Annotated in this window: 6 protein-coding genes; 2 read left to right on the top strand and 4 right to left on the bottom strand. The window is 57.8% G+C overall.

Annotated features, from left to right (window positions below; genetic code table 11):
• From qhpC to peaA, 3 genes are read right to left on the bottom strand one after another with little or no spacing between them, the layout of a single operon-like run.
• The gene (gene qhpC / locus H1S06_RS09815; protein WP_181739667.1) at window positions 1-324 is read right to left on the bottom strand and encodes a quinohemoprotein amine dehydrogenase subunit gamma; all 324 of its coding nucleotides are present in this window, start codon (window positions 322-324) and stop codon (window positions 1-3) included.
• Window positions 321-1,754 (bottom strand): quinohemoprotein amine dehydrogenase maturation protein, encoded by a 1,434-nt coding sequence (peaB, locus tag H1S06_RS09810; protein WP_181739665.1) that lies wholly within the window; start codon window positions 1,752-1,754, stop codon window positions 321-323. Before peaB ends, qhpC begins: the two co-directional genes overlap by 4 nt.
• Before the next feature lie 53 nt (window positions 1,755-1,807).
• Window positions 1,808-3,412, bottom strand: coding sequence for a quinohemoprotein amine dehydrogenase subunit alpha (gene peaA, locus H1S06_RS09805; protein WP_181739663.1), 1,605 nt, complete (start codon window positions 3,410-3,412; stop codon window positions 1,808-1,810).
• A 247-nt stretch (window positions 3,413-3,659) separates the two neighbouring features.
• Here peaA and H1S06_RS09800 point away from each other — a divergent pair, with 247 nt between their 5' ends.
• On the top strand, window positions 3,660-4,394 hold the full coding sequence (locus H1S06_RS09800; protein WP_181739661.1) for a response regulator: 735 nt from the start codon (window positions 3,660-3,662) through the stop codon (window positions 4,392-4,394).
• Window positions 4,391-10,744: an AAA family ATPase gene (locus H1S06_RS09795; RefSeq protein ID WP_181739659.1), complete on the top strand. Its 6,354-nt coding sequence runs from the start codon at window positions 4,391-4,393 to the stop codon at window positions 10,742-10,744. The genes H1S06_RS09800 and H1S06_RS09795 overlap by 4 nt, the downstream gene beginning before the upstream one ends.
• Here H1S06_RS09795 and H1S06_RS09790 read toward each other — a convergent pair.
• Entirely contained in the window at window positions 10,702-13,023 is a 2,322-nt protein-coding gene (locus tag H1S06_RS09790) for a putative bifunctional diguanylate cyclase/phosphodiesterase (RefSeq protein ID WP_181739657.1), read from the bottom strand. The two genes, H1S06_RS09795 and H1S06_RS09790, sit on opposite strands and share 43 nt — an antisense overlap.
• Window positions 13,024-13,027 lie beyond the last annotated feature (4 nt).

Here is a 13,027-nt window from a genome sequence, read left to right as displayed (position 1 = left end):
TTACTCTGCATCCTCGAAAATACCGTCCAGCTTGCGCCAGTCCTTATCGGCTTTCGCCACACCCTCACCCCATTCCTGGTAGGTGTGCATGGTGTCCGGTACCTGCGCCGGCCACCAGCAGGCATCGGCACAGCCGTACAGGTCGGACTCCATCGGCTGACAGAGCGAGCCCAGGCCACCAAAGGGATCCAGTTCCCAACCCGGGTCGGTTGTAGCGGTACAGCCCACAACAACCTGCATGGCAACAACGTCTTCCACTTCTTCAGAGCTGACCGCCTTGTTGATCAGCTGGGCTTTTTTGTTCATAGACTTGAGATGTTTCATTTGGCACTCCTCCTCGGAGAGACATGTGCTGCAAAGAACGCGGGGTTCTCGAGCATGATCCGCGAATACACTTCCACACCGAAATCGATCCAATCGCGCATCAGATCGCAATAGTGGTAGGAAGGATGCGTCGGATCTCCATATTTGGCATAACTTTCGTGGTAACAACCACCCGAACAGAGGTTTCGAATACGGCAGGTTTCACAACCGGTGTTGCTGCGATCCAGGCGCTTTTCAACAAACTGGCCCAAACTGGCCTTATCGATGCCCGCATCAACATTACCGAAAGTGGGTAGATCAGAACCGGTAAAGCGATGGCACAGGTTAAGCCCGCCATCCTTGTCCACGGCAAGCAGCCCAAGGCCCGCACCGCAGGGCACCAGTTTCTTGTTGCCCTCGTACATATCGGTAATCAGCTGATGCATGTTGCCGTAGCCGAAGTTTTCGTTGCGCAATGCCGCTGCCAGGTAACGTCGTCCCAGACGTTTCATTCCCGCAAACACCTCGACCAGCTCCTCTCCGGTCAGGTTGAATTCGGCAATATCACCCGAGGTCACAGGACCGAAACCCACTTCGAAAAAGCCCAGCTCGTTATAGAGATGGTCGAAAATGGTTTCGACATCCGTAACGCCACGCGTCAGCGTGACTCGGCAGCCCACCGGACGAGCGGTATAACGCTCGAGCAGCATGTCCACCTTACGCTTGACCACATCATAGGTCCCCTGGCCACCAACGGTAATGCGGTTCTTGTCATGCATCGCCTTGGGGCCATCCATGGAAATGGTCAGACCAAAACGATGGGCATTGAACCAGTCCACCAGTTCTTCATTGAGCAGGGTGGCATTGGTGGTCATGGTGAAATCCACGGTCGCGTCCAGCTCGGCAAAACGCTGTTCGCAGTAGGCCACGACTTCACGGATCAACGGCATGTTGGACAACGGTTCACCACCGAAGAACACCACGTTGTAGGCCTCCTGGCCCGGCGACTCCCGCAGCAGCATTTCGACCGACTTGATCGCCGTATCGTAGGCCATTTTTTCGCCTTTCGACGGTGTGGTCAGATCTTCCTTGTAGCAGTAGGTACAACTCAGGTTGCATCCCGTGTTGACATTCAACACCACGGTATTAAGGGGAAATTGTTCTACCTTCTGCGGCTCGGGATTGATCCGCACCGCCACACCGCTCTCGGAGATCACCTCCAGGCTGCGCAGCTCGTCCAGCACTTCATTGACGGCATCCGGCGAATAGCGTGCCCGGAGCTCAGCCAGATGGCCGGGCTCCACCTGCTCGTGGCGATCAAACACCTGCAGCAGCTCGCGCCCCAACTCGTCCAGCTCGAAGATACTGCTACTGGGTATATGAAACAGCATCTGCCGCGCATCGACATCGACCCGATGCAGATTCGGTTTCACTAGTGTCATGGCGCCCATGTTCACCTCTTTATTGTTCTAGTGGGTGGCTACGTGTTCGGGTTACAACGGGCTCAATCAAGCACTCGGCGGACGAAGTCCTGCACCGATACCAGCATATTACCCTCGCCCTCAACACGGGCATCACCGTCGGCCACACTGGCCACGACCTTCAAACGACCGACATTATTGGCCGAGCGCTTGCGTTCGGGGTTCAAACCGGCATCGCCCGGTGTGAAGATACCCGAGGCATCGATGCTGCCCGCATACCGGTCGTCCTTCTCGTGAGCCGCGACCTCGTCAGCCGGCTTGATGCTCCAGCTGGCCGGCATGTAACCCAGACGCAGATCATCTTCGGTCCCCGGCTTGCCATCGGCACCAACGCTATATCCCACGGCACGATAGGCTGCACGCACCTTCGGCATATTGCCGCCGGCACCGCCAATACGGGTCACGGCATCGGTCGGCAACACTTCCACCCGTGCCAGGGTGTTATAAACCGTCAGTGCCGACAGCTGTTTACTGGTGCCGACGCGCGCCATCCGTACACCCTCTGCACCTTCGGCTCGAGCCTGCAGAGTGATACGGTCGGCATTTCGAGACAGCACTTTTTCAACCACAACACCGTCGCCCAGGTCGATATCACCTGCCAGGTTCTGCCCAATCAGCGTCAATTCGGTGCTCTCGCCCGCACGCAGATAGGCTGGCTGAATCGCCACCAGTTCCGTCTTGCCCTGATCACGCACAGCGCGCATGTCACCGCCAATCTCTCGCTCGGCCGCCAGGAACATACGACCATCCAGAGCAGTACCCTGCTCGTTGGCCGCCATCACCTGACGCATTTTGACACCATCAATAGTCAAGCCTGCGCGCCATTCATAACCGGTGTAAAGGGTCGCCTTACCCTCGCCAGCCAAGGCAGCTCCATCGGCATACCGGCCGGTCAGCGTCACGTCGTAACGTCCTTCGGCTGTTTTGGCCGCACTCATCCAGCCTGCAAATTCGCCCTTACCCGGTACGAAACCGGTTACGCGCCAACGTCCCATCAGGTCATTTCTGGCCGCAGCCTGCCAGTTGCTCCATTCCTTACTGTGCAACGGGAAGCGCTGGCCCAATTCAACTGCCGTTTCGTTGAAAGCAATCTGATACCAGGGACGGTCACGGGACATGGAATGGAATTCAGTGCTCGGGAACTGTCCCATGTGGAAGTTGACAAGATATTTCCATTCGTCTTCACTCCGGCGCTGCAGGGCAAAGCGCGCTTCGGAGTGACAGCGGCCACAGGTTTCGGTCAAGCCCTGATTGATACCACTTTCGATAATGTTGGTATTCTGCTCCAGCAGATAGCGATAACCCTCGGTCTCCTCGGGCGCAAGCCCTTGCCGATCGGCCAGCACCTTTACCAGTGCACGCTTATCCTCGGACGTCAGTTCCAGACCTCGCAAGTGAGTCATCCGATTGATGGTCATCAACCAGCCTTCAGGGCTTTTGCGCTGTTCGCTGATGCGGGAAAAACTCGGTGCAGCCGTCGTACCGCTTTCGGTATGACAGCCCACACAGTTGTCCCGGATAAGCTGATGCGCATCCTGAGCCAGCAGCGGCGTGCTGACCAACCCGGCCACGGCGATAGCGCCCAGGCCAAGTGTTGCACGTTTCGAATTATTATTACTCAATGCCATCACTCCCTCACTGATGAGATGGATCTTGTTATTCGCCCGAGCGGGAAAAAGGCGGCACTGGCCCGACCCCGCTTCAGTGCTCGTGCCTAAGCTAAACCCGGCATGTAAATTAATTTTCCCCCTTTTGTGCTAAGTTGTGTGCAGATGTAACAAAATGTAAAAATGACTTTCACTTTACTGTCACTCGGTTGATATTGCCCACCTCACACACCAACCCCATCGTGCCTGACAGCCAAGAGGCCCCTCGATGAAACATACACCTGCCGACATTCACATTCTGATCGTTGAAGATGACCTGGCCTCCCGCTCCCTGCTGGTCAGCTATTTCGAACAGGCCGGTTACCGGGTTTCGGAAGCTGACAATGCCGATCAACTGAATAAGCGTATCAGTCAGGAATCGGTCGATCTGGTGCTGCTCGACATTAATCTGCCCGGCAAGGACGGTCTGACCGTAACACGGGAGTTGCGCGCCAACTCGCCCGTCGGCATTATTCTGGTGACCAGCAAGGGGGATGAGATCGACCGCATCGTGGGCCTGGAGCTGGGTGCCGACGACTATGTCACCAAGCCATTCAATCCACGCGAGCTGCTGGTACGGGCCAAGAATCTGCTTTGGCGCATGTTCAGCCCCGATGCCCGTGATCCCGGTGATAACCGACGCCAGCACAACGGCTACGCCTTCGAGGGCTGGCAGCTGGACCCTCACAAGCGGCAACTGGTCAGCCCCGATGGCCGACCGGAGCGTCTGCCCGAGGGCGAGTTTAAACTGCTGCAGACCCTGATTCACCACTCCGGCCAGGTGCTTTCGCGCGACCAACTCATGGATGCAATCCATGATCGCGAGTGGACACCCAATGATCGCTCCGTTGATGTATTGATCGGGCGCCTGCGCCGCAAGCTGGGCGACAACCCGTCCAATCCCCAGCTCATTCTGACGGCACATGGTGCCGGCTACATGTTTGCCGGCAGCAGCACCTCATGAAAACGCCCGATGGCTACCGCGTTTACCGGCAACTGCACGCCACCGAAGATTGCCGTGTCAGCCGAGCCGTGCAACTGCAGGACAATCGGGATGTGGTGATCAAGCAGCTGGATCGCAACCACTGTAACCGTGATCGGCTGAGCCGTTTTCAGCATGAATATGACATCCTGTCACGACTCAGTATCAGCGGCCTGATCAAGCCTCTGACATGGCTACAGCTGGAGTCGGGACCCGCAATCGTATATCTCGACTCGGGCTCACGCTCGCTCCGCCAACTGCTCAGCGAACAACGGCTGACCTGGTCCGAATGGCTGACCGTAGCGATTAGAATCAGCGAGTTGCTGGGTCGCCTGCACGAAGCGGGCATCACTCACAAACAGATCACCCCGGACCACCTGCTGCTGAATCCCGAGACAGGCATGGTCGAGCTGATCGGCTTTTCTCGCAGCACCTCATTAAGCCGTGAACAGGCCAACTGGCACACACCGCATCTTGACCAGGCCGGGCTGGCCTACATCGCCCCGGAACAGACCGGGCGCATCAACCGCAGCATCGACTACCGCAGCGACTACTACAGTCTGGGTGCTACACTGTACGAGCTGATGACCGGACGTCCCCCTTTCGCCAGCGACGACGGCACGACCCTGGTACATGACCAGATCGCCAAGCAGCCGCGTACCCCGCATCAGATCAACCCCCAGCTGCCCGAAATGCTGTCCCAGGTTATCCTGAAGCTGCTGTCCAAGGATGCCGCCCAGCGCTACCAGTCCAGCGTGGGCCTGATCCATGACCTCAAGCGCTGTCTGCAGGCGCATCAGTGCCAGGAATACGACCTGCGCTTCCAGCCTGGTACACACGACCTGTCGGCCCGCTTCCAGATTCCGCAACGCCTGTATGGCCGCCAGCCGCTGCTGGCCCAACTGCGCGAGCAATACGACAGCTGTCGTCGCGGAGGCCACCCCTTTGTATTGATCACCGGCTACGCAGGTGTCGGCAAAACCAGTCTGGTCAACGAACTACGGCAGTACGTGAACGAACAGGGCGGCAGTTTCAACGCCGGAAAATTCGACCAATTCCGACGCAACCGCCCCTACTACGCCATCGTTCAGGCTCTGCAAGGACTGGTACGTCGACTGCTGACCGAACCGGAAGAACGCATCGCCCGCTGGCGCAAACGCCTGCATGACGGTATCGGCACTCATGCGCAGGTACTGATCAAACTGATTCCCGAACTGGAACTGATCATCGGCAACCAGCCTGTTCTGCCTCCCCTGCCATCTCTGGAAGAACAGAACCGGTTTTCTCATATTTTCATCCAGATGCTGCGCCTTCTGGCTACCCCCGAGCAGCCTCTGGTGCTGTTTCTGGATGACCTGCACTGGGCTGACCTGGCCTCGCTGCACCTGATCGAAAAACTGGTCAGTGTCACGCCTCCGCCCGGCCTGATGCTGATCGGCAGTTATCGTGATCACAAGCTGAGCCCTTCACACCCCCTATTGACCCTGCTGGCTCAATTACACAAGACCAAACGCCCGCCACTGGAAATGGCCCTGCACCCCCTGCAACTGAACGAGATCAACCAACTGGTGGCCGATACCTTGCGTGTCGAACCGGCCAGCTGCCGCTCTCTGGCACAGGCTTGCCTGGCAAAAACGCAGGGCAACCCGTTTTTTCTTGGCCAGTTCCTGCACGCGCTGCACCAGGACGGACTGATCAGCTTTCGCGAGCAGCGCTGGCAATGGAACGAAGGTGCCATCCGCGCCCAAGAGATGACCGACAACGTCATCGAACTCATGGTCAGCAAAATCCAGCGTCTGCCTGAAACCAGTCAGATGATACTGCCACTGGCAGCCTGCATCGGCGGCAGCTTCAATCTGCATACGCTGTCGGTTGTCAGCGGGCTGCAGCCGCGAGACGCTTCGACACGGCTCTGGCCCGCCCTCGCCGAGGGGCTGATCATCCCTCAGGACGACAGCTACCGTCTGTTCCAGAACCTGGAACCCGAACGCACCCGGTTCCGATTCGTCCATGACCGGGTCCAACAAGCGGCCTACTCCCTGATTGATCATGCCGCACTGGAGCAGCTACACCTCCAGATTGGGCGCCAGCTGCAACACAGTCTCTCGCCCGACGAAATCGACAGTCGTATTTTCGAAATCAGCAATCATCTGAATCTGGCACAGCAGCATCTAGCGTCCGACGATGAACGTCTGCAACTGGCCCGCCTGAATCTGCGGGCTGGCCTCAAAGCCAAAGAATCGGCAGCATTCGATTCGGCCATGGACTATCTGAATACCGGCCTGTCCCTGCTGCCAGACAACAGTTGGCAAAACGACTATGCCCTCACTCTGGAGTTGCACACGGCCGCTGCCGCACTGGCCAATATCAAGGGACAGCTGGATCGTATGCTGGAGCTTGTGCGCACGGTTGAAGCCCATGCGGTTCGACTGCTGGACCGTATCCGAGTGTACGAGATCCAGATCCAGTTTCAGGTTGCCAACAACGAATTCCATCAGGCCCTGCAAACCGCCCGGATGGCCCTGCAACAACTGGGCGTCACTATCCCGGAGAAGCCCCGCGACAAACAATTGGCATTTGCACTGGGACGCACGCAGTGGCTGCTGCGCCGCACACCTGAAGACAAGATTTTGCAACTGCCCAACATGACCAGTCCCGAGCTGCTGGCCGCCATGCCGATCTTGGCCTGCATGTTTGGTGCAATCAAGTTTTCCAGTTCAGAACTGCGCCCCCTGGTCATGGCGCGACAGGTGGAACTCACCCTCAAGTACGGCTTGAACCCGGCTGCCGGCCTGGCATTCGCAGGCTACGGCGGTGTTTTGTGTGGTCAGTTCAACGCCATCGAACAGGGTTACCGACTGGGCAAGTTGGCACTGCAGCTGGACCGGCAGCAGCCGTCGATGCTCACACACCATCGCACGCTTTCGTTGTTCAACAGTTATATTCGCCACTATCGCGAACCCCTGCGAAATTGCATGGAATCACTGCTCAATGCGCACCAGCTGGCACTTGACTGTGGCGATCTGGAATGGAGTGCCTATGCACTGGCAGCCTATATTCAGTATGCCTTTCCACTCTGCCGCAACTTGGACGAGCTACAGCCACGCCTGGAACAGTATGCGGCACAACTGAAACTGTCGCGCCAGCAACAGTCCCTGCAGTATTCACGCTTCGTCCTGCAAACGATGGAGAACCTGCGTGGCAAATGCACGGACCCGACCCGCTTCGACGGCCGTTTTTACCACCAGGAACGTGATCTGGCCGAACTGAAACGGGAAGATCACCGTACCGCTATCAGCCTGCACCACTTTTACAAGAGCCTGCTCTGCCACCTGTTCGGTGATCACACCAGCGCCTACCGCCACAGCGAAGCCGGCCTGGAACTGCGCGCCTCGATCAGTGGCACATTGACGGTTTCCTGGCTACTGCTGATCAACGCGCTGAGCATCCTTGCCCTGCTGCCCGAAACCAGCATTCTGCAGCAGCCCGGCCGGTTGAAAAAGGTTCGGCAAACATTGCGCTACCTGCGCAAGCTGGCACGCTTTTCACCGGAAAACCAGCGTCACTATGCCGACCTGCTGGAAGCCGAAATCTATCGCAGCCAGAATCGTCACACCAAGGCCATGGACCTGTACGAACAGGCGATCGAGCAGGCTCGCCTGCAGGGATTCGTGCTGGCCGAGGCCATGGCTACCGAGCTGGCCGGGCAGTTTTATCTGGCCTGGGGCAAACCCAGCATCGCCCGCACCTATCTGCAGGACGCTTATGAACGCTACGCAGACTGGGGCGGTCGCGCCAAGCTCGAACAGATGCAGACCTGCTACCCCTTCACGCTGGAGCGCCCCTTACGGTACCTGGATGACCCTCGCCCTTCGTCCCCTTCGACCGTCAGGCCAATGCTGGATAACCAGGCCATCGACATCAACTCGGTAATCCACGCTTCCCAAGCAATTTCGGATGAAATTGTACTGGAACGACTGCTGCAGCGGTTGATGCAACTGGCCCTGCAGAATGCAGGTGCCCAACGGGCCATCCTGGTCTTGCGCCGTCACAAGGGACTGTTTCTGGAAGCGGAAATCTGTCTGAACCAGACTCCGCGCCTGTTTCACTCTCAGCCCCTGGAACAGAGCGGTGCCCTGTTGCCGCTGAGCATCGTCCATTACGTAGCCCGCACCAAGGATGCAGTGGTCCTGGGTAACGCTATCGAACACCCGACCTTTCAGCAAGATGCGTATATCCGCCAACACGAGCCCCGCTCCCTGCTGTCCATCCCCATTCTCTACCATGGAGCGCTCACCGCGATTCTCTACCTGGAGCACTCGGAAAGCCGCAACATTTTCAATCCGGACCGATTGAAAACCCTGCAGATTCTTGCATCTCAGGCAGCCATATCCATCGAGAACGCCAAGCTGTACCAAAGCCTTGAACAATCCGAACAGGAATACCGCTCCCTGTTTGAAAACTCCAGCGAAGGCATCTTCCGTATCAATCGACGAGGTCGCTTTCTGTCGGCCAACCCGGCACTGGTCAAGCTGCTCGGCTACCCCAGCGCCGAGGCCTTCTTGAGTACCGTAACCTATGTCAGTCGGGACTGTTTCATTGACCGCCAGGAGTGCCGCCAGTTTCTCGCCCGGCTCAACCGTGACGAGCGGGTCCTGAACTTTGAAACCCGCTGGCGGCGCAGCAATGGCAGTGAAGCCTTTATCTCCATCTCGGCCCACCGTATTACCGACGAGCAGCAAAACCTGAGGTACTACGAAGGCTCACTGACCGATATCAGTGAACGCAAGGCCAAGGAGCAGGCCGAACTGGCACGGGAAAAGGCCGAAGCGGCCAGTGAAGCCAAAAGCCATTTTCTGGCGACCATGAGTCATGAAATCCGCACCCCTATGAACGGCATTCTCGGCATGGCGCAGCTATTGATGCGCTCAACGCTCAGCCCCGAACAACAGCAGCAGGTGGATTCCATTTACCGCTCCGGTCAATCACTGCTGAGCATCCTGAACGATATCCTCGACTTCACCAAGATTGAAGCGGGACAAATGGAGCTGGAGCAGGTGACGTTCAGCCTGCACGAACTGCTGGAACGGCTGCGCCTGCTGCTGCACCCCATGGCCCAAGACAAACGCCTGGAGCTGATCATGCGCCTGGACCCTGACCTGCCCGACAGACTTCTTGGCGACCCGCGTGCACTGAACCAGATCCTCTTGAATTTCTGCACCAATGCACTGAAATTCACCCAATCCGGTTATGTTCTGATCAAGGTACGACCGCTGCCCGCTCATAACGCGGCACACTGTCGCCTGCAGTTTGCCGTGGAAGACAGCGGCATTGGTATCCCCCCGGCGGCACATTCACGCATCTTCATGCACTTCAGTCAGGCCGACAGCTCCATCACCCGCCGCTTCGGCGGCACGGGCCTGGGCCTGTCCATTTGTAAACGATTGGCAGAACTGCAGGGCGGAAGCATCGGCTTTGACAGTCAGCCCGACAGCGGCAGCCGCTTCTGGGTAGAGCTTGAGTATCTCCAGGCCACAGACGCCCCCCGCGCGCCCGGACTGCCTGATGCCCCGCCCGCCCCTGCCAAGTCTTGTCTGGACATCTTGCTGGTGGAAGATACTCCGATCAATCAGCAGGTAACACGGGGGCTGCTGGAGGCCGAGGGACACAGCGTCAGCATCGCCGACGACGGCTACACCGCACTGTCGATGCATAACGACCATCATTACGACCTTGTGCTGATGGATATTCATTTGCCGGATATGGATGGGATAGAGACTACACGCCGTCTGCGACAGCATCCCGACCCTGCCCGCGCCGGCATCCGAATTATTGCGCTGACCGCATCAGTGACACCCACCGAGGTACGCCGTTATCAGCAGGCCGGCATGGATGCTGTGGTCAGCAAACCACTGCAGTTCGATGAGCTGAACCGACTGCTGCTGCCCGCCTGCCATACAATTGATGCGAAGCAACAGCCTGAGCCACACTCCTTGCCGCTCGACCACAGCCTCCTCGATCAGCATCTGAAAATGTTGGGTCGCACCCGCTTCAACCAGCTCTGCCTGCAGATGCGATCCCAGTGCCAGGAACTGCTGCAGCAACTGTCTCGGGCCAAACCGCCCGAACAGTCGGCACTGCTGCACAAGCTGGCTGGAACACTGGGCAATTTCGGCTTGAGTCAGGCCTCCGCCCTGAGCCGCCAACTGGAGCGCGTCACGGCCTCACCCACAGATCTGAACGAATTGCAGCAGTTGTGTCAGTACAGCCTCACCACCTTGTGGACGCACTACAGCATTCCGCCGGATACACCGGATACCGGTTCGGTCTGACGCCGATACGTGCGCACTTCACTGGCACTCAATGCCCGACTGAGCAAGTGGCCCTGCACCTCATCACACCCCGCCAGCTTCAAGTAAACCAACTGATCCGGGGTTTCCAGGCACTTGGCTGTTACCTTGAGGCCCAGCCGCTGAGCCAGTGAAATCGTAGCTGACAACAGCACATTATCGTCATAGCTGTTGTAAATATCACGAATAAACGACTGCGCCAGCTTGATACGATTGAACGGCAGTCGGCGCAGCTGCTCGGGACTCAGACCGCAGCTGCCGAAATCATCGATATTCAGACCAATACCCAGCTGGCGCAGTGCTCGTAGCTGATCCAGCTGTTCCGGCTGCAACTGTTTCAGGTCGGCCTCGTTCACATCCAACTCCAGCCAGGCATACTCAACACCGTAGTCATCCAGAAGACCGATGATCCGTTGTGGCAAATCCGCATCCTGCAACTGCGACAGACCGAGATTGACCGCGACCGGCACAACCGTCGTACCTTCCTGCCGCCACAGCTGCCATTGTTCGCACACCTTGCGAATCACCTGACACGTCACCTCCGCCATCAACCCCTGTGCTTCCGCCAACGGCAGCAGCTGCGCCGGCGGCAACAAACCAAAGTCAGGGTGTTCCCATCGAACCAGCGCTTCAAACCCCGCCAGCCGGTAATCCGGCAACAGCAGGCGAGGCTGCAAATGAATCTCCAGCTGCCGGGTGATCGCACTCGGCAGCTGTTCTGCCAATCCAACCGTATTCAGGTCTCGCGCACTCGGCGCCGTATCGAAAAGGGCATACCGCCCTCGCCCCCCACGCTTGGCCGTATACATCGCCATATCGGCATGCTTGACCAGTGTTTCGATATCCATGCCATCCTGAGGCGACAACGCAATACCGATACTGGGGCTTGTCGATAGACCCGACCCTTCCAGTTCGGCATAAGGCGCGGCCAGGATATCTACCAGCTGCTGCACTCGAGGCGCAATGTCATCTCGGCGTTTAACACCGGTCAGCATCACCACAAATTCGTCGCCGCCAAAACGACTGACGATATCACTTTCGCGCAAGCAGCTATTCAAACGCCCGGCAACCGCCTGCAGCAACAGATCGCCCACCTTGTGACCGAGGCTATCGTTAATCGCCTTGAACCGGTCCAGATCAATAAACAGAACTGCAGCAAAACGCCCTTGCCGCTTGGCCCCCAACAAATGAGAGTACGCCAGCTCCATAAACAGCCGCCGGTTGTACAAACCGGTCAAGGCATCACGTGACGCTGCTTCCAGCGTTTGTCGATGTTCTTTCTGCAAACGCTCCAACAATGCCAGATTGCGCTGCTCGGAACGCTCCAGTGCCCACAGGTGAGCATCTCGCCCATGCATCGTTCTCAGCAGCCAGGCTACCCCGGCCAAAACGACCCCACTGAGCAGCAAAACCGTCAGGATATAGCGGGAGCGCTGCGCCTGATGGTGAGCCAAAAGGTCGCTTTCCAATTGGCGGATAACCACTGCAAACGGAAAGGATTCAAGACGCTGAAAATAACCGACCAGCGTTGCGCCGCCCGCCTCGCCCCGATTTATGAACCGGCCCGACTGCAGCCGGGAGTTTGTAATCAGGCTGTTGTCCAAATCCCCGCCCTCCACCACCAACCCTCCGGCATCCACCTGTGCCAGGGTCTGGCCAGAGGCAGACAACAACTGGATACTGGCTTGAGCACCAAAATCCAGCTTTTGATACAGTTTGAGGAAATAACCCAGATCCAGCTCAAGCAGGAGAAAGCTGCTCTCCCCTCCAGACTGATCCGGCAATAACAGGGGCAGGGAATCCTGTTGTTGCCAGGCCGCTGACGGCAACACCCGGATATCAGCCGTATCCTGATCAGGTGCGACACGCCATGCCGCATCCAGCTGTTCCGGCGCGCCTGCAGAGGAGCTGTAATTCAACGCCCCCCGAGCATCATATAAACTGAGGCGGGTAAAAACCGGATCAGACAGAATCAGAGCCGCAATACCGGCATCGCCACCACTGATATGCCCTTCCCGGACATCGCATACCAGCATGCGCAGGGTCCTGGCACGGTCCAGCAGCTGCCCCAGATTTTCGGCAACAATAAAAGACAAGTTTGCCAGCGTCGCCGTCTGGCGGGCTTCGACCTGTTCACGGTTATCCTTCAGTTGGTATGCCATAAACAGCCATACCGCACCCAGTACCAACAAGGCAAACAACGCCACACCCCATTGCGGGGGCGTCATCGATACCGGATCACGTTCCAAGGGGGGGCTCAAGCAG

It is taken from the genome of Marinobacterium marinum (assembly GCF_013868415.1).
Taxonomy (GTDB): Bacteria; Pseudomonadota; Gammaproteobacteria; order Pseudomonadales; family Balneatricaceae; genus Marinobacterium; species Marinobacterium marinum.
Note: the sequence above shows the minus strand (reverse complement) of the source record. Positions and strands in the feature narration are given on the sequence as shown.

Coding starts and splice junctions, on each gene's coding strand:
- qhpC (WP_181739667.1), bottom strand. CDS start 324: ATGAAACATCTCAAGTCTATGAACAAAAAAGCCCAGCTGATCAACAAG.
- peaB (WP_181739665.1), bottom strand. CDS start 1,754: ATGGGCGCCATGACACTAGTGAAACCGAATCTGCATCGGGTCGATGTC.
- peaA (WP_181739663.1), bottom strand. CDS start 3,412: ATGGCATTGAGTAATAATAATTCGAAACGTGCAACACTTGGCCTGGGC.
- H1S06_RS09800 (WP_181739661.1), top strand. CDS start 3,660: ATGAAACATACACCTGCCGACATTCACATTCTGATCGTTGAAGATGAC.
- H1S06_RS09795 (WP_181739659.1), top strand. CDS start 4,391: ATGAAAACGCCCGATGGCTACCGCGTTTACCGGCAACTGCACGCCACC.